The 21,599-nt window shown below is 63.4% G+C and carries 26 protein-coding genes and 1 tRNA gene; 10 read left to right on the top strand and 17 right to left on the bottom strand.

Features of this window, described 5'->3' with window-relative positions; translation table 11 throughout:
- Nucleotides 1-35: 35 nt before the first annotated feature.
- The 3 genes from H1S03_RS11935 to H1S03_RS11925 form a co-directional block, all read right to left on the bottom strand.
- Complete coding sequence (locus H1S03_RS11935; RefSeq protein WP_185804652.1) at nt 36-296, bottom strand: succinate dehydrogenase assembly factor 2; 261 nt, start codon at nt 294-296, stop codon at nt 36-38.
- Nucleotides 293-1,213, bottom strand: a complete 921-nt coding sequence (locus H1S03_RS11930; RefSeq protein WP_185804651.1) for an ROK family protein — start codon at nt 1,211-1,213, stop codon at nt 293-295. The genes H1S03_RS11935 and H1S03_RS11930 overlap by 4 nt, the downstream gene beginning before the upstream one ends.
- Nucleotides 1,214-1,301: 88 nt before the next feature.
- On the bottom strand, nt 1,302-1,700 hold the full coding sequence (locus H1S03_RS11925; protein ID WP_185804650.1) for a helix-turn-helix domain-containing protein: 399 nt from the start codon (nt 1,698-1,700) through the stop codon (nt 1,302-1,304).
- Nucleotides 1,701-1,873: 173 nt separating this feature from the next.
- Between H1S03_RS11925 and H1S03_RS11920 the strand changes: the two genes are divergently transcribed.
- Entirely contained in the window at nt 1,874-3,076 is a 1,203-nt protein-coding gene (locus H1S03_RS11920) for a pyridoxal phosphate-dependent aminotransferase (RefSeq protein WP_185804649.1), read from the top strand.
- Entirely contained in the window at nt 3,073-3,468 is a 396-nt protein-coding gene (locus H1S03_RS11915) for a hypothetical protein (protein WP_166191488.1), read from the top strand. Before H1S03_RS11920 ends, H1S03_RS11915 begins: the two co-directional genes overlap by 4 nt.
- A gap of 41 nt (nt 3,469-3,509) precedes the next feature.
- Here H1S03_RS11915 and ureG read toward each other — a convergent pair whose 3' ends face one another.
- The 10 genes from ureG to H1S03_RS11865 form a co-directional block, all read right to left on the bottom strand.
- Complete coding sequence (gene ureG / locus H1S03_RS11910) at nt 3,510-4,121, bottom strand: urease accessory protein UreG (RefSeq protein ID WP_166191491.1); 612 nt, start codon at nt 4,119-4,121, stop codon at nt 3,510-3,512.
- Nucleotides 4,122-4,174: 53 nt separating this feature from the next.
- Entirely contained in the window at nt 4,175-4,807 is a 633-nt protein-coding gene (locus H1S03_RS11905) for an urease accessory protein UreF (RefSeq protein ID WP_185804721.1), read from the bottom strand.
- A complete protein-coding gene (locus tag H1S03_RS11900; RefSeq protein ID WP_249777899.1) occupies nt 4,807-5,040 on the bottom strand; it encodes a YrhK family protein in 234 nt (77 codons plus the stop codon). The genes H1S03_RS11905 and H1S03_RS11900 overlap by 1 nt, the downstream gene beginning before the upstream one ends.
- Nucleotides 5,041-5,092: 52 nt before the next feature.
- A complete protein-coding gene (locus H1S03_RS11895) occupies nt 5,093-5,536 on the bottom strand; it encodes an urease accessory protein UreE (protein ID WP_221892690.1) in 444 nt (147 codons plus the stop codon).
- 11 nt (nt 5,537-5,547) lie between these two features.
- Complete coding sequence (locus H1S03_RS11890) at nt 5,548-6,144, bottom strand: trypco2 family protein (protein WP_185804647.1); 597 nt, start codon at nt 6,142-6,144, stop codon at nt 5,548-5,550.
- Between the two features lie 32 nt (nt 6,145-6,176).
- A complete protein-coding gene (ureC, locus tag H1S03_RS11885; protein WP_185804646.1) occupies nt 6,177-7,877 on the bottom strand; it encodes an urease subunit alpha in 1,701 nt (566 codons plus the stop codon).
- 170 nt (nt 7,878-8,047) lie between these two features.
- Nucleotides 8,048-8,353, bottom strand: a complete 306-nt coding sequence (locus tag H1S03_RS11880; RefSeq protein ID WP_185804645.1) for an urease subunit beta — start codon at nt 8,351-8,353, stop codon at nt 8,048-8,050.
- Nucleotides 8,350-8,505 carry a hypothetical protein gene (locus H1S03_RS11875; protein WP_185804644.1) on the bottom strand — a complete coding sequence of 52 codons (156 nt, stop codon included), beginning with the start codon at nt 8,503-8,505 and terminating at the stop codon, nt 8,350-8,352. The genes H1S03_RS11880 and H1S03_RS11875 overlap by 4 nt, the downstream gene beginning before the upstream one ends.
- Nucleotides 8,506-8,550: 45 nt before the next feature.
- A complete protein-coding gene (locus H1S03_RS11870; protein ID WP_166191515.1) occupies nt 8,551-8,853 on the bottom strand; it encodes an urease subunit gamma in 303 nt (100 codons plus the stop codon).
- Nucleotides 8,854-8,860: 7 nt separating this feature from the next.
- Entirely contained in the window at nt 8,861-9,700 is an 840-nt protein-coding gene (locus H1S03_RS11865) for an urease accessory protein UreD (protein ID WP_185804643.1), read from the bottom strand.
- A 154-nt stretch (nt 9,701-9,854) separates the two neighbouring features.
- On the opposite strand from H1S03_RS11865, the gene H1S03_RS11860 reads away from it, so the two are divergent.
- Nucleotides 9,855-9,930: transfer RNA gene (locus H1S03_RS11860), tRNA-Gly, on the top strand.
- Nucleotides 9,931-9,983: 53 nt separating this feature from the next.
- Here the strand turns inward: H1S03_RS11860 and H1S03_RS11855 are convergent.
- The gene (locus tag H1S03_RS11855) at nt 9,984-10,694 is read right to left on the bottom strand and encodes an SDR family NAD(P)-dependent oxidoreductase (RefSeq protein WP_185804642.1); all 711 of its coding nucleotides are present in this window, start codon (nt 10,692-10,694) and stop codon (nt 9,984-9,986) included.
- Nucleotides 10,695-10,821: 127 nt separating this feature from the next.
- Here H1S03_RS11855 and H1S03_RS11850 point away from each other — a divergent pair, with 127 nt between their 5' ends.
- Together H1S03_RS11850 and H1S03_RS11845 are read left to right on the top strand one after the other, a co-directional pair.
- Nucleotides 10,822-11,775 carry a radical SAM protein gene (locus H1S03_RS11850; protein ID WP_249777898.1) on the top strand — a complete coding sequence of 318 codons (954 nt, stop codon included), beginning with the start codon at nt 10,822-10,824 and terminating at the stop codon, nt 11,773-11,775.
- Nucleotides 11,776-11,819: 44 nt separating this feature from the next.
- Nucleotides 11,820-12,713 carry an EamA family transporter gene (locus tag H1S03_RS11845; protein ID WP_185804641.1) on the top strand — a complete coding sequence of 298 codons (894 nt, stop codon included), beginning with the start codon at nt 11,820-11,822 and terminating at the stop codon, nt 12,711-12,713.
- A gap of 56 nt (nt 12,714-12,769) precedes the next feature.
- On the opposite strand, the gene aroB is transcribed toward H1S03_RS11845, so the two are convergent.
- Together aroB and H1S03_RS11835 are read right to left on the bottom strand one after the other, a co-directional pair.
- On the bottom strand, nt 12,770-13,909 hold the full coding sequence (gene aroB, locus H1S03_RS11840; protein ID WP_185804640.1) for a 3-dehydroquinate synthase: 1,140 nt from the start codon (nt 13,907-13,909) through the stop codon (nt 12,770-12,772).
- Nucleotides 13,906-14,451 (bottom strand): shikimate kinase, encoded by a 546-nt coding sequence (locus H1S03_RS11835; protein ID WP_185804639.1) that lies wholly within the window; start codon nt 14,449-14,451, stop codon nt 13,906-13,908. The genes aroB and H1S03_RS11835 overlap by 4 nt, the downstream gene beginning before the upstream one ends.
- 145 nt (nt 14,452-14,596) lie before the next feature.
- Here H1S03_RS11835 and H1S03_RS11830 point away from each other — a divergent pair, with 145 nt between their 5' ends.
- The 5 genes from H1S03_RS11830 (at nt 14,597) to H1S03_RS11810 (ending at nt 19,781) form a co-directional block, all read left to right on the top strand.
- Nucleotides 14,597-14,734, top strand: a complete 138-nt coding sequence (locus H1S03_RS11830; protein ID WP_185804638.1) for a hypothetical protein — start codon at nt 14,597-14,599, stop codon at nt 14,732-14,734.
- Nucleotides 14,731-16,191 (top strand): hypothetical protein, encoded by a 1,461-nt coding sequence (locus H1S03_RS11825; RefSeq protein ID WP_185804637.1) that lies wholly within the window; start codon nt 14,731-14,733, stop codon nt 16,189-16,191. The genes H1S03_RS11830 and H1S03_RS11825 overlap by 4 nt, the downstream gene beginning before the upstream one ends.
- On the top strand, nt 16,188-17,114 hold the full coding sequence (locus tag H1S03_RS11820) for a tyrosine recombinase (RefSeq protein WP_185804636.1): 927 nt from the start codon (nt 16,188-16,190) through the stop codon (nt 17,112-17,114). Before H1S03_RS11825 ends, H1S03_RS11820 begins: the two co-directional genes overlap by 4 nt.
- Nucleotides 17,115-17,283: 169 nt before the next feature.
- Nucleotides 17,284-19,245, top strand: coding sequence for a DNA topoisomerase IV subunit B (gene parE / locus H1S03_RS11815; RefSeq protein ID WP_185804635.1), 1,962 nt, complete (start codon nt 17,284-17,286; stop codon nt 19,243-19,245).
- 194 nt (nt 19,246-19,439) lie between these two features.
- On the top strand, nt 19,440-19,781 hold the full coding sequence (locus H1S03_RS11810) for a hypothetical protein (protein WP_185804634.1): 342 nt from the start codon (nt 19,440-19,442) through the stop codon (nt 19,779-19,781).
- A gap of 2 nt (nt 19,782-19,783) precedes the next feature.
- Here H1S03_RS11810 and H1S03_RS11805 read toward each other — a convergent pair whose 3' ends face one another.
- Nucleotides 19,784-21,595, bottom strand: a complete 1,812-nt coding sequence (locus H1S03_RS11805; RefSeq protein ID WP_185804633.1) for an ABC-F family ATP-binding cassette domain-containing protein — start codon at nt 21,593-21,595, stop codon at nt 19,784-19,786.
- Nucleotides 21,596-21,599 lie beyond the last annotated feature (4 nt).

The following is a 21,599-nucleotide window of genomic DNA, read 5'->3' as shown; positions in this document are numbered from 1 at the left end:
CGCACTAAAGTAGCCCGCCATTCGTTACGAAGGTTTTAACGGAACTGGCGTCCCTCCATTATGATGGAGATCATCTCCACATGCCGGGGGGGTGTGTCCTCGCGCCCCGAAAACCACGAATACAGGTCGTGATCGCTTTCCTCGAGCAGGTCCTCGTAATCGTCGATGCGTGCAACAGGCAGCGTGGCCAGATCGGCGTCGGCATAGGGGCCGAGGATCAGGTCCATTTCCTTGGTTCCGCGACGCCACGATCTGATCCGCAGTCGCTTCAGTCTGTTTTCATGTGTTTCGGTCATAGAAAAGCCTCTCCTCTGGCGATGCGTGCGGCGCCCCGCACACCGGAACTGTCGCCAAAGATCGCGCGGCGCACGACGACGTTCGTATGTGTAGAATAGACGTGCGGGCGCATCAGCTCGGGCAGCTCCTCCGCCAGTCCGGGAAGGTTCGAGACCCCGCCGCCCAGCACGATCACGTCCGGGTCCAGCACATTGACCACGCCGGCCAGGGCGCGGGCAAGTCTGCGACGGTGGCGCAAAAGAGCCGACTCGGCCTGTGCCTCCCCCTCCTGCGCAAGGGCGAGGATTTCCTGCACGCGCGGGCCCGTACCGACCGGGATTGCGCAATCGTGCGCATAATCCGCCTCCAGCCCCGGTCCAGACAGCCACTGTTCCACACATCCGCGCCGACCACAGAAACATTCAGGGCCGGGAAATTCCTCGACATCGCCAATAGGCAGCGGCGAATGGCCCCACTCGCCCGCCATGCCGGATGCCCCTTCGACCATGTTTCCGTCGATCACCAGCCCGCCCCCGACGCCGGTTCCCAGAATCGCGCCGAAGACGATCTTCGCTCCGCGCCCGGCCCCGTCGATCGCCTCGGACAGAACAAAACAGTTCGCATCGTTCGCGACCCGCACGACGCAACCCATCAGCCCTTGCAAGTCGGACGCAAGCTCCCGTCCGATCAGCCATGTGGAATTGCCGTTGAACACCTTGCCATCCGCGCCGACGGCACCCGGAATGCCGATGCCCACAGGCTCCGCGTGCAGACCCGACAGCTCCTTCACCTCAGCCACGATCCGGGCGATGGCGGTGAGGGAGCCGGCATAGTCGTGCCGCGGCGTGGCGATACGCCTGCGGGACAGTTCCTGCCCGTCGGGCGCGATGGCGATCGCCTCGATCTTCGTTCCGCCGTAATCCACACCGATGGGCATGAGAGTCCCCAATCCTGTTAAAGCGCTTTGAGTGGCTATATCACAAAGCCACTCGGCACTGGCAAGCGCCGATCATTGCCCAAAGCCTTCACCCCAGGATCGCGCGCAAGCGTTTTTCCACCACGCCGAGCTGGTCTGCCAGCCTGGCCTGCTGACCGCGAATGCGGCGCATTTCAGCCATCAGCGCCAGTGCATCCGCCGTATCGGAATCCTCGTCAGTGACGATGCTGGGGCCGTCGCCCTGCCCGCTCAACAACCATTTGATGCTGACCCCCAGAAGCCCGGCAAGCGTGGTGACGCGGTTCGCGCGCGGCTCCGAGCGGTCATCCTCCCAATTGGCGATGGTGCTGGCCTTCACGCCCAGCTTTCGGGCCAGTTGCGCCTGCTCCAACCCCAGATTTTCGCGCGCAGCGGCCAGTCGGTCACCGAAGGTTGCCATGTCTTCGTGAAAATAGTTGTCCGTTCCGCCCAACTCTTGATCGTGCATGTCTGTTTCCTCTCGTCCGGTCTTGCCGCAGCTTAGAGCGCCCGAACCATTTGTCGCCCCCCGAATTCAGCTTGGGTTTAAGTGGCTTCGGTTTCGCGGCCGAGGATGCGATCCTTGATCTGTGTGGCGCAATACGTCAGGTGTTTGACGTATTGAATTCAAAGGAGCAGAGAATGCCATTCCTCGCCGACAGCCTGTCCCGTGTGAAGCCTTCTCCCACGATCGCGGTGACGACCCGCGCGGCCGAGTTGAAGGCTGAGGGTCGTGATGTCATCGGCCTCAGCGCCGGGGAGCCGGACTTCGACACCCCCGAAAACATCCGCGATGCCGCCAAGGCCGCGATAGACGCGGGCAAGACACGCTATACCGCGCCCGACGGCATCCCTGAGTTGAAACAGGCGATTTGTGACAAGTTTCGCCGCGAAAACGGCCTGAGCTATCAGCCGAACCAGATCAGCGTCGGCGCAGGGGGCAAGCAGACGCTCTATAACGCGCTGGTCGCCACGCTGAACGAAGGCGATGAGGTGCTGATTCCCGCGCCCTACTGGGTCAGCTATCCCGACATGGTGCTGCTCGCCGGGGGCAACCCGGTGATCGTCGAAGGCTCCGCCGATCAGGGGTTTCGCATCACGCCCGAACAGCTGGAGGCCGCGATCACCCCCCGGACGAAGTGGTTCATCTTCAACTCCCCCTCGAACCCGTCGGGCGCGGGGTATAGCCGCGAACAGCTAAAGGCGCTGACGGATGTGCTGCTGCGCCATCCGCATGTCTGGATCATGTCCGATGACATGTACGAGCATATCGCCTTTGACGGTTTCGAATTCTGCACGCCCGCCGAGGTGGAACCGAAACTCTATGACCGGACGTTGACCTGCAATGGCGTGTCCAAGGCCTACGCTATGACCGGCTGGCGCATCGGCTATGCAGCCGGCGCTGTCGAATTGATCGCGGCAATGCGCAAAATTCAGAGTCAATCGACCTCGAACCCCTGTTCGATCAGCCAGTGGGCCGCGGTGGAGGCGTTGAACGGCCCGCAGGATTACATCGCGATGAGTCGCGACGCATTCCAACGCCGCCGCGATCTGGTGGTGCGGATGCTGAATGCGTGCGACGGAATCCACTGCCCGACCCCCGATGGGGCCTTCTACGTCTATCCGACCATAGACGGGTGCATCGGCAAGACCGCGCCGTCAGGCAAGGTTCTGGAAACAGACGAGGATTTCGCGACAGAGCTGCTCGACAGCGAGGGCGTGGCCGTGGTCTTCGGTGGGGCGTTCGGCCTGTCGCCCGCCTTTCGCGTCAGCTATGCGGCGGCCGATGATACACTTGTCGAGGCCTGCACTCGTATCGCGCGGTTCTGCGAGGCCCTGAAATGAGCAACTCAGACCTGCATTTTCGCACCCGGGACAACGGCGCGGCGGTCTTCCGCGTTGACACCGAAAACCGGCAGCGGCGGCTCGACCTGCGGCAGCTTGCCGTCATCAACATCCGGTCCGGTGAGATCAAGCCGCACGGCCAGCAGATCCCCAGTGACGCGGAAATTGAGCAGATGAATGCGTGGATCGAAGCGCGCCGCGCCGATCTGCTCTCGCGTGAGCGTGACGACATCGAGCGTCTGATCGACCAGATGAATTTCGCCGCGCAATGGTTCCAGTCCCGCGCGGAACCCGCCGATGTCGAGGCCGTCGCCAACCGCTTGCTGCTGGCGATGCACGATCTGCGCTCCACCCTCGTCAAGAAGCAGATGGACGGCGAGGAGAAGGACTGAGGCATCCCGGCGCACAAAGCTCCGTGAAGAAGGCCCCGGCGCTATAGCCCGCCGGTGGTTTCGATGAACCTGACGATATCCGCCACGCCATCGCCGGATTTCACATTGGTGAAAACGGTCGGGCGGGTGCCGCGCTGGATTTCGGCATCGCGGGCCATCACTTCCAGTGACGCGCCCACATGCGGGGCCAGGTCGATCTTGTTGATGACCAGCAGATCCGCCCGCGTGATGCCCGGCCCGCCCTTGCGTGGGATCTTGTCCCCGGCGCAGACGTCGATGACATAGATCGTGATGTCGGCCAGCTCGGGTGAGAATGTAGCCGACAGGTTGTCGCCGCCGCTTTCGATCAGCACCAGATCGAGGTCGGGAAACTTGCCCACCATCGTGTCGATGGCGTTGAGATTGATCGAACAATCCTCGCGAATGGCGGTGTGTGGGCAGCCCCCGGTCTCCACCCCCAGGATGCGTTCCAACGGCAGCGCCTGTGCGCGCATCAGGAATTCGGCGTCCTCACGTGTGTAGATGTCGTTGGTGATCGCCGCGACGGAATAGGTGCCTGCCATCGCCTTGCATAGCTGCTCCATCAACGCGGTCTTGCCGGCCCCGACAGGACCGCCCAGTCCCACGCGTAGCGGTCCGTTCTTCGATTTCATGTTATTGCTCCTCGTGAATTATGTGTCTTAATGAATTGTTTTATAATGATTTCTCAGGATCGAAACATCCGCGAATATTGCGTCTCGTGGTGGATCGAGGCCATGTCAGCCCGGATCATCGCGCCCCCGATATCATCCAGATCGGCCGTGCACGCGGCTTCGGCAATTTCGCGGCAAAGACCGGCGAACGAAGATATCACGCGTTGTCCATCGGTTTGCCCCAGCGGCACGGCGCGAACTGCCGCGCTGACCAGATTGGCGATGAAGGCCTGAAGGTATAGCGTCAGCGTCAGGTCCAGCGCCACACCTTCTCTCGCCGCCGCAAGGCCCAGAGCGACGGGATAGGCGTAGGGAACATCGCCGCCGCCCAGAACCGCTGCATTCACCCGCGCGAAGGCCTTACCCTGATCCATCGTCTCCGCGTAGCGTTCGCGCGACGGGGCTAAAGCCGCAGCCAATTCCGCGACCTCATCGGCGCGCTCGGGGTGATTGTAGGCGTTGGCCAGCAGCACCGCGTCGCTCCAGCCGGAGCCATTGCGAAGGACGCCGGACAGCCAGGCCTCAAGCCCTGCCGCATCCAGAATCTCCCCATCGTCGATCAGCCGGTCCAAGCCGTGCGACCAAGCGAACGCGCCGGACGGATAGCCGGGAGACAACCATTGATGCAGCAGCTGGACGTCGCGCATCATTCCCTCTCGAACCGCTTGGCCAGATCACCGACATCACCCATGCTGGCAAGCTTGATCTCACGCATCACCTTGATCGACGGGCTGACGAAAAACATGATGGAGCCGAGCAGGAAGAACCACGTGCCCACGGTTTGCGTCGAATCAGAAAAGAACAGGATCGAGCCGATCACAAAGGATATCGCCGCCAGAAAATCAGCAATCGTGATTGCGATTTCATAGAGCGCATGCATTCGCCTGTGATCAGCCGAGGCGTTACGGCGGTTCTTTTCAAATATCATCTCGTCAATGCTCGTGGCTATGGGTGCGGCCCTGACCGTAGGCGCCGCCTTCAGGGGTAAAGGGCCCGTCGCGGAACGTGACCGTGCAGCCCAGATGTTCGAGCATGTGTCCGATCACCTTGTCCGCCCGCAATACCAGCCGATCGTCGAGGATCTGGCACGTCAGATGCCGGTTGCCCACATGCCAGGCCACACGCGGCAGGTTCGTCGGGTCGGCCGGAACCGCCTCCATCAATGGCTCATCGGCGGCGACGATGCGAATTGTCCGCCCATCGTCGAGCACGAGGCTGTCACCGGGCCGCATGTCCTGCGCCTCCGCCAGATCCAGCAGGAAGGACAGGCCATTGTCCGAACACATCGCCATCCGCCGCCGATACCGGTCGTCATAGGCGAGGGTCAGCGTGTCGGCAGGTGTGTCGTGCGAGTGGGTGAGGTGGGTGGCTTTCAAAGCTCTTGAACCTATTCGTTCATTTCAACCCCCATCGTACCATTGCCAAGTCCTTCAATTAAGTCTTCGATTGTCATATCTTCAATATTCAGTTTGCTACCCCCAATACTATCTTGAGGTACAAAAACAAATGAACCATCGGGCACCTCAATTGTGGATGTTCCGCTAGGTAATTGCCACGCAACACCGTTTTGCGGCACCCCAACTGCCATCATTTCAGTGTCAAAACTAAGTGTCGGCTCTAGGGCAGCGAAGGTTGGAAGTCCAATATTTTCACTTCCCATCAGACTACCATACTGCAGCAATTCGTTATTGTTGTTTGGGTAAACTGTGAAACTAAGAGACTGGGTATTCATCGAAGAAATATCCGCGCTAGCCTGAAACACCCAGAAACTTGCTCCCCCGCTTGCACCAGCCTCAAAGCCCACTGTCAATTCAACATCTACAGGAGATAAGAATATTGGATACTCAGTTTCACCGGCCTGACTGATCGACTGCAACTCGCTCCTGAGGTTTTCTAAATACTCTCGTAGCGCAATGCGATCACTCGATTGAGCGAAAGTAACCTGTGGTAACAAGATTGACAAAAGTACGATAATTTTCCTCATCGAGCAGATTCCCTTTTTGGTTGACTACCACTTTAGTACATGAAGTACCGCTGTGCCATCGGCAGAACCTCGGCGGGTTCGCAGGTGAGCAGTTCTCCATCCGCGCGGACCTCGTATGTTTCCGGGTGGACCTCGATATCAGGGCAATAATCGTTCAGGACCATCGCCGCCTTACCGATGCCACCGCGTGCGTTCTCAACCGCCACGGTGCCCTTGCGCAATCCCAGATGGTCCAGCTCCGCCGCCGCGCTGACGAAATGAACCGAGGCTGCCTCCTGCGCGCGCCCCAGTGCCCCGAACATCGGGCGGGAATAGACGGGCTGCGGCGTCGGGATCGAGGCGTTCGGATCGCCCATCTGCGCCATTGCAATGGTGCCGCCGATCAGCACCATTTCGGGCTTCACGCCAAAGAAGGCGGGGGACCACAGCACCAGGTCGGCGCGCTTGCCCTCCTCGACCGAGCCGATCTCGCGACTGATGCCGTGGGCGATTGCGGGGTTGATGGTGTATTTCGCGATATAGCGACGGACACGCATGTTGTCATTCTCGCCCGTCTCCTCAGGCAAGCGACCGCGCTGTTTGCGCATCTTGTCCGCCGTCTGCCAAGTGCGGATGGCGACCTCACCCACCCGGCCCATGGCCTGCGAATCCGATGCGATGATCGAGAACGCGCCCATGTCGTGCAGGATATCCTCCGCCGCGATGGTTTCGCGCCTGATGCGGCTTTCGGCGAAGGCGACGTCCTCGGGAATGCTCTTGTCCAGGTGATGGCAGACCATCAGCATGTCCAGATGTTCCTCCAAGGTGTTTACCGTATAGGGCCGCGTCGGATTGGTGGAGGACGGGATGACGTTCGCATGGCCGCAGACCTTGATGATGTCAGGCGCATGGCCGCCGCCGGCGCCCTCGGTATGAAAGGCATGGATCGTGCGGCCCTTGATGGCGGCGAGGGTATTCTCGACAAAGCCGCTCTCGTTCAGGGTGTCGGTGTGGATCATCACCTGCACATCCATGTCGTCGGCCACGCTCAGACAGGTGTCGATGGCCTGCGGGGTGGTGCCCCAATCCTCGTGCAGCTTCAGGGCGCAGGCCCCGGCCCTGACCATTTCGACCAGCGCATCAGGGCGGGCGGCATTGCCCTTGCCCGACAGGCCGAAGTTCATTGGCAACCCGTCGAGCGCCTGCAACATCCGCCCGATATGCCACGGGCCCGGGGTGCAGGTGGTGGCAAGCGTCCCGTGCGCGGGCCCGGTGCCGCCGCCCAGCATCGTCGTGATCCCGGAATGCAGCGCATCCTCGACCTGCTGCGGGCAGATGAAGTGGATATGGCTGTCGAAACCGCCCGCGGTCAGGATGCGCCCCTCACCGGCGATAATCTCCGTTCCCGGCCCGATGACGATGTCCACACCGTCCTGCGTATCGGGGTTTCCCGCCTTGCCGATCCGGGAAATACGTCCGTCGCGCAGGCCGACATCCGCCTTGTAGATACCGGTATGATCGACGATCAGCGCATTGGTAATGACCGTGTCGGCAGACCCCTCGGCCCGGGTTGCCTGCGACTGCCCCATGCCGTCGCGGATCACCTTACCGCCGCCGAATTTCACTTCCTCACCGTAGGTTGTCAGGTCTTTCTCAACCTCGATGATAAGGTCGGTATCGGCCAGTCGCACCCTGTCGCCAGTGGTGGGACCGTACATGTCGGCATAGGCGGCGCGGGAAATACGGTTGGGCATGGGAATATCCTCTCAGATAGCCGGACTTGCAACAGTCCCAGCGGCTAGGGGCGGGCGTTGGCGGTACAAGTGCCGGACAGGCAGCGTGGCACTACGCCGAAGATCGCGGGGCAAGATACCGCCGGCCTGCGCAGCGTGCGGCGAGCTTGCACAATCGAGAGCCCATGCCATTACAGCGCCCCCATGACTTTTCCATTGAAACCAAAGACCTTGCGCGCCCCGCCATAGGGCACCAGCGCCACATCGCGCGATTGCCCCGGCTCGAAGCGGACGGCCGTGCCCGCAGCGATGTCCAGCCGCAGGCCGCGCGCCGCGTCCCGGTCGAATTCCAGCGCGGCGTTGGTCTCGGCGAAATGGTAATGGCTGCCGACCTGCACGGGCCTGTCGCCGGTATTGGCGACGGTCAGGGTGACGACTGCGCGCGCCGCGTTCAACTCGATCTCACCAGACGCAGGGAGGATTTCCCCCGGGATCATCGCCGGATCCAGGCGACGCCGGCGGCAATCGCGATGACGGCCAGACCCGCGATCAGCCCCTCCGCCCCGTGCGGATGCGCATGAACGATGGAACCCCCATGCGCCAAAGCGGCACCGGGGAGGCTCGCGAGTATCAGGACGATGGATTTCATTGGGGTCTCCTTCACTTTCTCAAAATATCCTCGCCGAAGGCGGCGCTACCGGATGGGCTGGTGCACGGTCACCAGCTTGGTGCCGTCAGGGAATGTCGCCTCGACCTGAACGTCATGGATCATCTCGGCGATGCCCTCCATGCACATATCACGGGTAACGACGCTGGCGCCTGCCTCCATCAGATCCGCGACCGAGCGGCCGTCCCGCGCCCCCTCGACCACGAAATCGGTGATCAGGGCGATGGCCTCAGGGTGGTTGAGCTTCACGCCCCGTTCCAATCGACCGCGCGCGACCATCGCGGCCAGGCTGATCAGCAGCTTGTCTTTCTCTCGGGGGGTCAGGTTCATTTCGTCCTCACATATTCCAGACCCTTGGCAGGGGCGCGCCCCGCAGCCAGGTCAAAATCTCGATCAGGGCGGCCTTTAGCGGGCGGTGGTCCGCCGCATGCAGGCGAACGATCAACTGGCCGTTCCACGCGCTTGCCCCGCATGCTACGGTTTGAGGCAGGCGCGCGCGCAGCGGCTCCAACCTGTCGGCGGCATCCGGCGCGCTCAGAATGATCGTGGCGACGGCCCGGATATCGCGCAGGGTGGCGGGGCCGGACAGTACTTCGTGCAGGTCACCGCTCAGACGGAAGGCCTCTGCCTGAACCAGTTTGCCATCGCGCCGGATGCGCCAGTGATCGGCGAAATGCGCATGGGTCAGCGTTTCCCCCATCGCGGCACGGCCCAGCACCAGCGCCTCGACCCCCAGAAAGGTCGCATCGCCTGACAGGTCGATTTCGATCCGGCGGTCAACGGCGCAGTGTTCGAACAGGATCGTTTCCATTGGCAGCCAGTGCAGCGTCGCCCCGGCAGCGGCGGACAACACGGTCTCGATCCGTCCGCGACCACCGCTGGCGCAATACAGACGCTCCGCTGCCTGCGTGGTTCCGGTGGCCGAAGCGCCCTGCCCGACCGACAATTCCCAGCGGAAGCGGTCGCCGCCCGTGACCCCCCCGCAGGTGTTTACGAAAACCGCCTCCGGCATCGCGCCGTGGGTGCGCGGCAACATCACCTTGCCCGATCCCTGCTGACGCAAAGCTGTCAGACGCCCCTCTGGTCCGAAGCCCACCCGTGCAAGGCCGCGCGCCCGCTGATGCGGCACGATCGGACTGTCGGGCGGACTGTCGGCAAGGTGGCGAAGCTGTTGCATTGCACAATATAAAGCAGGCGCGCGCCGAACTGGCAACGCCTTATGCACCTTTCGCGCCACTGTGCAGAAATCAGGCGGTGAGGCGCTGAGGCGCGTCATGTGCAGGAACGCTTGACGCCCGGACAGACGTGTCGTAGCCCATCTGCACTGGAACGCGGGTGTAGCTCAGTTGGTAGAGCATCAGCTTCCCAAGCTGAGGGTCGCCGGTTCGAGCCCGGTCGCCCGCTCCAGTAAACCACCCTTACAACTTCATTCTTGCGGACGCGGTGCTGGCTGGTGCGGATCACAATCTGTGCCACAGCATCTCCGGCATACGCTCGATAGCCCAGGCGACGTATCGCCAACGGCGGGTGACCACGATGCGGCTGCGGCGGGCCTTCATTCCAGACAGGATCTGGCGCACGGCCTTGTCCACCGGTTGCAGCCACGGAACCTTGCCTTGCACGATGGCGGTATCGACATAGCCGGGCTGCACGTCGGTCACTGTTATGTTGCTGCCCTTGCGGACCGCATATTTCCGCAACCCCTCGGCATAGCGAGCCTGATAGGCCTTCGACGCGTTGTAAGCCGGTGCCGCCCGATCCCCCCGGCGCGACGCGATCGAGGAGATGATGACCAGATGCCCCGCCCCCTGACCCAGAAAGTACCGCATCGCGGCGAGGGCCAGATGCGTGAAACCGATCACATTCACGTCGATGGTCTCCACCTCCGGCAGTGTCTCGAGCGCCTTGTTGAACTTGCCGACGCCTGAGGACAGGACGATCGTGTCCACACCGCCCATGCGCGTGATCAGATCGGCCAGCCCGTCCTCGGCCGCTTCGGGGTCGGTTACATCCATGCGCTGCACCTCGACCTTGCCGGGATGCGCGCGGGCGAGCGATTCCAGCCGGTCGATCCGGCGGCCTGTAATGCCGACGTGCCAGCCTTCGTCCAGCAGCTGACGTGCCATTTCCTGACCAATTCCACTGGTCGCGCCGATTATGATTGCCCGCATCGCGCCTTCGCTCCACATTAAGACGGCCCTTCCACATCAAGTTGTGATCCAGACTGTCTGGCAAACGGGCGCTGTTCAAGCTAGGTCATGCAAGCCAGATCCGGTGAAACAGGTGAGGAACTGATCTTTGAATACGCATATCGCCGCGCCGCTGGCCCCCACGAAATTTTCCGATCCCGACATTACGGCCAAGGGCGAAACCCGTGCCGAAGTGCCACTGATGAAGGCGGAGACGTTGTGGTTCAACACCGGGACGCTGTGCAATATCGAGTGTGTGAACTGCTACATCGAAAGCTCCCCCACGAACGACCGTCTGGAATATATCACCGCGGATGAGGTGAGCGCCTATCTGGACCAGATCGTCGAGCGCAAGTGGTCCGTGCACGAGATCGCCTTCACCGGGGGTGAGCCATTCATGAACCCCCAGATGATCGAGATGACGCGCCGCGCACTCTCCGCCGGGTTCGAGGTTCTGATCCTGACCAACGCCATGCGCCCGATGATGCGCCCCCGCGTTCAGGAGGGCTTGCGCGAACTGCGCGATGCCTATCCCGGCAAGCTGACCATGCGGGTCTCGCTCGATCACTTCCGGGCGGAGATGCATGATGAGGAGCGGGGCAAAGGTGCCTATGCCGTGACGCTGGATGGGATGCGCTGGCTGCGCGACGAAGGATTCGCGATGGCCGTCGCCGGTCGCACCCTGTGGGGCGATAGCGAAGCGGACAGTCGCGCCGGCTATGCCGCTCTGTTCGATGTGGAACGCTTCCCCATCGACGCGGCGGATCCCGGTCAGACCGTACTGTTTCCCGAAATGGACGCGCAGGCCGACGTGCCGGAGATTACGACCTCCTGCTGGCGTATCCTGAACAAATCCCCACACGATGTGATGTGTTCGTCCAGCCGCATGGTGGTCAAGCGCAAGGGCGCGGACAGCCCTGCCGTACTGGCCTGTACGCTGCTGCCCTATTCGCCGGAATTCGAGTTGGGCACGACTTTGGAGGAAGCGGAACGTCCGGTAAAACTGAACCATCCGCATTGTGCGAAGTTCTGCGTGCTGGGCGGGGCCAGCTGTTCGGTTTGACGGTCTCGTATCCCACCAATATTGCGCCGAAGCCGCCGCGCAGGGTGAACGAGACCGTTCTCGCCTGGGCTGCGGTCGCGGTGACGATGATGATCTGGGCCAGCTTCCTGATCGTCACACGGGCGGCGGCGACGGCGCAGCTTGGCCCGGTGGATGTGGGGTTGCTGCGCTTCGTTCCGGCGGCGCTGCTGTTCGCCCCGATCTGGCTGCGCCGCTCACCCCTGCCCCCGGGGGCGAGGCCGATCGAGATCGTCACCATCGCCCTGACAGGCGGATTCGCCTTCGTCTTCCTGCTCAGTTGGGGAATGCGCTACGCGCCGGTTGCGGACAGCGGCGTCTTCGCGCCGTCGATGCTTCCGTTTCATGTGGCGGTGCTGTCGTTCTTTCTGCTGGGGGAGCGGTTCTCACGAATGCGGATCGCGGGGTTCGCGATGATCCTCGCGGGCGCATTGGGCATCGGGGGATGGGACATCGTGCACAATGCGGGCGGCGGGGCGTGGCCGGGGCATCTGCTGTTCTCGCTCGCCGCGATTTTGTGGGCCTGCTATACCGTCGCGTACAAACGCAGCAACATCAAACCGGTGGATGCGGCGGCGATGATCTGTTTCTGGTCGTCGCTGGCGTTCTTGCTGTTGTTGCTGGTGATGCCCAGCCGCATTCCGGCTACCCCGCCCTCGACTTTGGCATTGCAGGTGGTGATGCAGGGTGTGCTCAGCGGGTTCGTGTCCACGATGACCTATGGCTACGCGCTGTCGCGGATCGCGCCCAGCAAGGTTGCCGCCTGCGCGGCGCTGGTTCCGGTCATGGCGGCGGTTGGCGGTTGGGTGTTTCTGGGGGAACAGCTGGACCCGGCCAAGGCATTTGGCATCGCGGTCGTGGCCACCGGCGTTCTGCTGGCCTCGGGCGCGGTTCGTGCACGGCAGCGCACCGCCGGATAACATCTGGCGGATTTCGCTCGATCCGGGATGCGTTCGGTTCCGGCCTTGTATGAAAACTAGACGGCCCGCGCGGCCAGTTCCTCAACCAGCAGGGAGCGCACAACTGCCATATCAACGCCATTTGCCACAAAGGCCTCACCTATTGCGCGTGCCAGAATGAAGGTCACCTGACCGTCACGGACCTTCTTGTCCTGTGCCATCAGGTCAATCAGACCGTCCGCGTCTGGCAAATCGCCCGGAATGTCCGACAGGGTGGTCTTCATGCCCATCGCGCGCAGATGCGCGGCCACGCGGCTGGGATCCTCCTGCGCACACAGACCCAACCGGGCCGACAGCTGGAACGCAAGCGCACAGCCGATCGCCACGCCTTCGCCATGCAGCAAACGGTCGGAATAGCCGGTCGCGGCCTCCAGCGCGTGGCCGAAGGTATGGCCAAGGTTGAGCAAGGCACGCTCGCCCCGCTCCTCCTCATCCCGCGCGACAATCCCGGCCTTCATCTCACACGACCTGCGCACGGCATATGCGCGTGCGGTAACATCGCCCCGCGCCATCGCGGGGGCATTCCGCTCCAACCAGTCAAAGAAACCGGCATCGCCCAGCAGACCGTATTTTACCACCTCGCCATAACCGGCGAGGAAATCGCGCGGCGGAAGCGTTCCCAACAGATCCATGTCCGCAATGACCAGACGTGGCTGGTGAAATGCGCCGATCAGGTTCTTGCCCCGCACGGAATTGATGCCGGTCTTGCCGCCAACCGCGCTGTCCACCTGCGCCAGCAGGCTGGTGGGCACCTGGACGAAGCCGACGCCCCGCCGCAGGATCGACGCGGCAAAGCCCGCCAGATCGCCAATCACCCCGCCGCCGAACGCCAGAACCAGATCGTCGCGCTCCACCTTGCGTTCCAGCAGCCATTCAACGGTGCGTTCCAGATTCGCCCAGTTCTTCGTCGTCTCACCCGGGGGCAGGATCAGCGCCTCGCTTTCGATCCCAGCGCCAGTCAGCGCGGTTTGCAAGGCCTCCAGATGCAGGGCCGCGACCCGCTCCTCCGTCACGATCGAAATGCGCGGGCGGGGGAGCAGCGCGCCAATCCGCTGCGCCGCGTCGGCCAACAGACCGGGACCAATGACGATATCGTAACTGCGCGCGCTCAGACCCACATTAACAACCTCTGTCGAAGGATTGATAACATTGCTCATTTTTCTTGCTCCTGCTCTATGGCGCGCAGGATGCGGTCCACCATCGTCTCATGATTTGCGCCTGCTGTGGACAGCACGCGCACGTCCGCCTGTTCATAGAGCGGATAGCGTTGCGCGATCAGCCGTTCCAGCACCTGCTTTGCGTCCTGCCCGTCCAGCAGGGGCCGTCCAGGCTTGCCCGCGACCCGCGCGTGCAGCGTGTTCAGCTTCGCGTCCAGCCAGACCGACAGCGCATCCTTTTCGATGGCGGCGCGGGTCTGCTCGTTCATCCAGGCACCGCCGCCGGTGGCGATAACCTTGGGCGCGCCGGTCAACAGCCGCGCGATCACCCGCCGCTCACCGTCGCGGAACGCGCCCTCGCCCAGCGTGGCGAAGATTGAGGGAATGTCCTGCCCCGCGGCTTCCTCGATTTCATGGTCGGAATCCACGAAGGGCCTGCCCAACCGGGCGGCCAGTCGCTTGCCCACGCTGGTCTTGCCCGCACCCATCAGACCGATCAACACGATCGAGCGTCCGGGCGCCGGGTCCACGACTTCGTTCATCACGCTGACCCCCTCTACTATGCCACCTCGACCGGCCGGGCCTGCTGGACCCTGCCGCGCCATCGCGTTAGCATCTGTCAAAAATGAGGCGTCCGGGCAAGGCACAACGCGAAGTCCGGGCATGTTGCACACAGGCGGGGGCCCCATGGGCAAAGTCATTTTCTACCTTATCGTACTGCTATTGCTGATCGTCGCGGGATTCGCGGTCTATTCCGTGATCGTACCTCCCGCCGCGCCCACTGCGCCGGTGGAACTTCAAATCGACCTGCAAGACAGATCGTGACGATGCGCGTCGGCGCGGTCGTTGCGATCGTCGGATCACTCATCCTGGCTCCTCCGCTGATGGCGCAGGAAGCCGGACCTCAGACCGGGGCGGGTGTGGATCAACAGATCCTGCCTGGGATCGACGGCACTGCGCTGGGTCTGCTGCCGTCGCGGGCCACCGGCCTTCCGACAGATCTGTGGTCATCCAGCACCTCGTCACGCGTGGTGCGCGATATTCGCGCCGTCAAGGGCACCGGAACCCCCAGCGCCCGCGCCTTGTTCGAGCGTCTGCTGCTGGCCGAGGCGATCCCGCCTGAGGGGGACACCGGCGAAATGCTCGCCGCGCGGATCGAGGCCTTGCTCGAACTTGGCAGTCTGGATGCGGCGGAGGCGATGCTGGCCCGCGCGCCTGTAACGGCCAGCGATGCGGAGATCGTGGCTCTGGCTCTGGATGTCGCGGCCCTGACCAACCGGTCCGCCCCGGCCTGCGCACGCCTTGCCGCGCGCCCCGGTCTGTCGCCGGGTCTGGCCCATACCATCTGGTGCAAGGCTCGGCATGGGGAGTGGCCGCTGGCGAAACTGACACTGGATACCGCCGTGGCGCTGGATCAGTTCGACCCCGTCATGGCCGATCACCTGCATTGGTTTCTCGACAGTGAGGCATTCCCCCCCACGACCGAACTGCCCCTGCCCGAACCGATGACCGCCCTCGCCTTCGCCCTGCGCGAAAGTACGGGACAGGTCCGCGCCCCCGGTCCGCTGCCTTTGGCCTGGATGGATGGTGATCTGACGGGAAACCGGACCTTGCGGGCCCGCATGGCCGCAGCGGAGGCGCTGGCGCGGGGCGGAGTCCTGCCGCCCTCGGTGTTGTTCTCCGCCTACCGGGCGGGTTCTCCGGCAGCTTCGGGAGGCATCTGGGGCCGCGCGCAGGCCGTGCAGGATTTCGACGCGGCGCTGCGCTCGAACGACACCGAAACCGTGATCGCCGCCCTGCATGAGATGGACAGCCTGCTTGCCCCGCTTGGCCTGCGGGCCGCGGCCGCGCGGGAATACGGCTCCGCTCTGGGTGCAATTCCGGTCGGCGAGGCTGACGACCTAGTTGCCCATTACATGCTGCTGGACGGACGCAGCGCGGGCGCGCGCGCGTGGATGCCGGATCCCGCCCCCTATGCCGACCGCGTGGCCTATGCGATTCAGATGACGCCGCCCGCGCCCATGCCGGACGAACCGCCGCGCCACGATCGCGACATCCTCTCCCGCGCGATCTACGATGCGTTTGACACAGCCATCGAGGATCCCATCGCCCCCGGCGCCATCGGCAGTCGGCTGCTCGACGCGCTGCGCATTCTGGACGCGGGCACGATGGTCGAGACGGACGACCTGCGCCGCGCGCTGATCCTGCTGCGCCGCGCCGGGCAGGACCGATTGGCCCGTGCCATCGCGGTCGAGACGTTGTTCCTCGGAGATCGGGGATGAGCCATACCGGCACAGCAGAGGGTTGGCTTCGTGCCTTTCTCGATACGATCCGGGCGGAGCAGGACGCCGCGACCAATACTCTGTCCGCCTATACCCGCGACATCCGCCTGTTCATGGATTTTCAGAGGGATCGCGCCCCGGTCGAGGAGGCCACCCGCGCCGATATCGAAGCCTTCCTGAGCGCGCTGGACTCCCAGGGCATGGCCACCGCCACCCGTGCCCGCAGGCTCAGCGCGCTGCGACAATTCTACCGCTTCGCCTTTGTCGAGGGGTATCGCAGCGACGATCCCGCCGCCCTGATCCGGGGGCCAGCCAAGGCAAAGCGGGTTCCCGACTCCCTGACCATGGCGGAGGTGGACGCCCTGCTCGCCGCCGCGCCACGGGTTGGCCGCACCGAAACCGACCGGTTGCGCAATACCTGCATGATGCAGATGCTCTACGCCACGGGTCTGCGTGTCAGCGAACTGGTCAGCCTGCCGGTCGCCGCCGCGCGTGGTCGCCCACGCATGATCCTGATCCGGGGCAAGGGCGGGCGCGACCGCATGGTCCCCCTCTCAGCAGATGCGCATGATGCCCTCGCCGCATGGTTGACCGAACACGACCGGATCGAGGAGGCTCGCCCCCGTGGCACGCCCCCTGCCCGGTTTCTGTTTCCCTCACGCGGGAAATCCGGCCATCTGACCCGCGTGAGCTTTTTTCTGACGCTCAAGCAAATCGCAGCGCAGGCCGGCCTCAACCCTGAGAAGGTCAGCCCCCACAAACTGCGCCACGCCTTCGCGACGCACCTGTTGCAGGGTGGAGCCGATCTGCGGGCGATCCAGATGCTGCTGGGCCACGCCGACATTTCCACGACCGAAATCTACACCCATGTGCTGGACGAACGTCTGCGGGCCCTGGTGTTGGAGAAACATCCACTGGCTTGATGAAATGGCAAACTTGATGGAATGGCAAACCGGGCCCGTGGCGGCCTCGAATACGCGGCTGGGGCGGGCCAGCGCCCGACCTGTCGTGAAACCACGCAGGCCCCCTTACCCCCGCCCCCCACATCTGGTCTAATAGGGCCGAGCACAACACCAGACTCGGGGACCACCCTTGCCAAACGATCTATTTAAAGACGCTGCCGAGCAAAGCTACGACGCCTCCTCCATCGAAGTGCTGGAGGGGCTGGAACCGGTGCGCAAACGCCCCGGCATGTATATCGGTGGCACGGATGAGCGGGCCTTGCACCATCTGGTGGCAGAGGTGCTCGACAACTCGATGGACGAAGCTGTCGCCGGTCATGCCACCCGGATCGAGGTGGAATTGAACGCCGATCATTCCGTCACCATCCGCGACAACGGGCGCGGCATTCCCATCGACCCGCATCCCCGTTTTCCCGACAAATCCGCGCTGGAGGTGATCCTGTGCACCCTGCACGCGGGTGGCAAATTCTCGGGCAAGGCGTACCAGACCTCGGGCGGTCTGCACGGCGTGGGCATTTCGGTGGTGAACGCGCTGTCCGATCACGTCCGGGTCGAGGTTGCCCGCAACAAGGAGCTTTACGCGCAGGAGTTCTCACGCGGGATCCCGCAGGGTCCGGTGGCCAAGGTCGGTGCCGCCCCCAACCGGCGCGGCACCACCGTGACCTTCCATCCCGATGCGGAAATCTTCGGCACCGCCGCGCGCTTCAAACCCGCCCGATTGCTCAAGATGGTGCGGTCCAAGGCGTACCTGTTCTCAGGGGTCGAGATCCGCTGGAAAACCGCGGTTGAGGCTGACGGCGTGCCCGCCGAGGCGACGTTCAAGTTTCCCGGCGGGCTGGCGGACTACCTCAAGGAAATCCTTGAAGGCGTTGTGACCTATGCGGAAAAACCCTTCGCAGGCAAGGTGGATTTCGGCGAGCGTTTCAACCTGCCCGGCTCCGTCGAGTGGGCAATCCACTGGACCCCGGCGCGTGATGCCTTCATGTCGTCCTACTGCAACACAGTCCCCACGCCTGAGGGCGGCACGCATGTCAGCGGCTTCTGGAATGCGCTGACCAAGGGCATCCGCGCCTATGGCGAACTTGCCCAGAACCGCAAGGCCGCGCAGATCACCCGTGACGACGTTATGGCGGGGGCGTCCTCCCTGATCTCCGTCTTCATCGCGGAGCCGGAATTTGTCGGCCAGACCAAGGACCGCCTCGCCACGACTGATGCACAGCGGCTGGTCGAAACCGCGATCCGCGATCGTTTCGACACCTGGCTGGCCGCCGATCCCAAATCGGCTGGTGCGATTCTCGACTACCTCGTGCTCAAGGCCGAGGAGCGTCTGCGCCGCCGGGCGGAGAAGGAGACCGCGCGCAAGACCGCGACCAAGAAACTGCGCCTGCCGGGCAAGCTGGTGGATTGCTCCACCGCCACGCGTGAGGGGACCGAACTGTTCCTGGTGGAGGGCGACAGCGCCGGCGGGTCCGCCAAGATGGCCCGCAACCGCAAGACGCAGGCCCTGTTGCCGCTGCGGGGCAAGATCCTCAACGTACTCGGTGCTGCCTCGGCCAAGCTCACCTCGAATCAGGAAATCAACGATCTGGGTCAGGCGCTCGGCACTGGCATGGGCACCAAGTTCCGGCTGGACGATCTGCGCTACGACAAGATCATCATCATGACCGACGCGGACGTGGACGGTGCGCATATCGCGGCGCTGCTGATGACGTTCTTCTTTACCCAGATGCGGCCCCTGATCGACGCCGGGCACCTCTACCTTGCCGCACCTCCGCTTTACCGGCTGAAACAGGGCGCGATCAGCGTTTACGCGCATGACGATGCGGAAAAGGACGCCCTGCTGGCCAAGGGCCTGGGCGGTCGCGGCAAGATCGACATCTCACGCTTCAAGGGTTTGGGGGAGATGGACGCAAAGGACCTCAAGGAAACCACGATGGACCCGTCCAAACGCACCTTGATCAAGGTCACGGTGGACGAGGACGCCCCCGGCGAAACCGGCGGCCTGGTCGAGCGCCTGATGGGAAAGAAACCGGAATTGAGGTTTCAATACATTCAGGAGAACGCCCGGTTCGTGGAGGATGTGGATGTCTAGAAGACCGTTTGGCATGGCAACTCAGGAGCGCGCCAGAGTCCGGGGCGAGTGCAAAGCCCTCTTGGGCCGAGTTCGGCCTCGCCCGGCTATGGCGGCCATGGATGGATTGTGATTTTCTGAACTTAATCGCGGTTGATCCATCGCTCCCACCTTATCCTGCATCAGGCAGAATCACTTAGTTAGGAATGTCCGCCATGAACAAGATTTTTGCGTTGCCCATCCTCCTCCTCGCCGCCTGCACCGCCCCCGGCGACGAAGCCACCTTCGACCGTGGCCCCCTGCTCTCCGAGGCGCAGCCGACCTTGGCCGAGGACACGACGATCACCGTCACCGCCTCCGCGCGCAACGGCATCCTGACCGGGGAGAGATGTCACGCCATGGTGTCGGGCGAGCGGGTTTTCTTCTCCACCCCGGGGGAGTTGACTGCGCCCGATGGCGTGATCACCGATCTTCGCTGCACCGCGCGCGGCACGACCCTGGTCCATGACGGCCCCGTCGCCGGGACCACCTCGCAGGTCGCGTTCGTCTTTAACTGAGGTCAGCCCTCGGAAAGCTCCAGCCAGGTCTCCTCGACCTTCGCCAGCTTCTCCTGACGTTGCATCAGCCCCGCCGTCGCCTTGTCGAACTTGGCGGGGGATTTTGCGTAGAGGTCGGGATCGGCGAGGAAGGTTTCCAGCTTCGCGATCTCCGCCTGAAGGGTTTCCATCTCCGCCTCCAGCGCCGCGATCTTCACCGGGTTTCCGGCGGGCGCGGCGGTGGATTTCGGCGGCGCTTGAGTGGTTTGCTGCGCTGCCCCGCCGCCGCTTGGCTGGCGAACCGCAGTCGTCTCGTCTTCGCCGGTATCGCCGCCCTGTGCCGCGATATCGGACCAGCCGCCGGCATAGATCGTGGTGCGTCCGCCGCCTTGCATCAGAACCGTCGTGGTCGCCACCCGGTCCAGAAAATCGCGGTCGTGGGACACCAGGATAACCGTGCCATCGTAATCGGTTACAAGCTCCTGCAACAGATCCAGCGTCTCCACGTCCAGATCGTTGGTCGGCTCATCGAGAATCAGCAGATTGCTTTCGCGCGCCATCAGCTTGGCCAGCAGCAGACGCGCCTTCTCCCCCCCGGACAGGGCGCGGACAGGCGATCTGACCTGTTGATCGTCAAACAGAAAATCCTTGAGGTAGCCCACGACATGTCGGGCCACACCCCGCACCATCACCTGATCCGAGCGCCCGGAGACCCCCAGCAGCGGATCCCCCGCAAGGCTTTCCCAAAGGCTCGCATCCGGGTCCAGCGCCGCGCGATTCTGATCGAACACCACGGCGTCCAGCCCGGTGCCGATCTTGATGGTGCCGGAGTCGGGATTTTCCTGACCGATCAACAGCTTGAGAAGCGATGTCTTCCCGGCGCCGTTCGGACCCACCAGCGCCAGACGCTCCCCGCGCATCACCCGGATTGAAAAATCCTCGACGATCACGGTGTCACCGAAAACCTTCGTGACATCGGTGGCCTCGACAACCAGACGGCCGGATTTCGATCCAGCCTTGAACCCCATCGCGGCCGTGCCCTGCCGTCGAATCTGGCTCGACCGTTCGTCGCGCAGCTCGCCAAGACGCCGCACACGCCCTTGATTTCGTTTGCGTCTTGCCGAAATACCCTCGACCGCCCACCGGGCCTCCTCCTTGATGAGGCGGTTGAGCTTGTGGCGCTGCATGTCCTCCTCCTCGAAGGTCTTGTCGCGCCAATCCTCGAAGGCCTCGAAGCCGCTTTCCAAACGCCGCACCACGCCCCGGTCAACCCACAGGGTCGCGCGGGTCAGTTCGCGCAGGAACGTCCTGTCGTGTGAGATCATGACGAATGCCGACCGCGTGGCCTTCAGATGTTCCTCAAGCCAACCGATCGCCTGAATGTCGAGGTGGTTGGTCGGTTCGTCCAGCAGCATCAGATCGGGTTCAGCGGCAAGCAGTTTTGCCAGCGCGGCCCGGCGCCGCTCCCCCCCCGATGCCTGCGCGGGATCACGCTCCAGCGCCAGTTTCAGGCCCTCGGCGGCGGCGTAGACCTTCCATTCCATGCCAAGCTCCAACCCCTCCATCGCGAAATCGCCCAGCGTGTCGTAGCCGGTGAAATCAGGGTCCTGATCCATATAGCTGACCTGCATTCCGGGGCGCAGGAACCGCTGACCGGCATCGGGTTCAATCATGCCTGCCATGATCTTCATCAGCGTGGATTTGCCGGAGCCGTTGCGCCCGACCAGACAGACGCGGTCGCCCGGCTGCACGATCAATGCGGCTTGCGTGAACAGGGGATCACCGCCGAAGGTCAGCGCGATGTCGGAGAGGGTGAGGATCGGAGGTTGTGCCATGCGC

Source organism: Pontivivens nitratireducens, assembly GCF_014235845.1.
In the GTDB taxonomy this organism is placed as follows: domain Bacteria; phylum Pseudomonadota; class Alphaproteobacteria; order Rhodobacterales; family Rhodobacteraceae; genus Pontivivens; species Pontivivens nitratireducens.
This window is presented reverse-complemented; position numbering and strand designations above follow the sequence as displayed.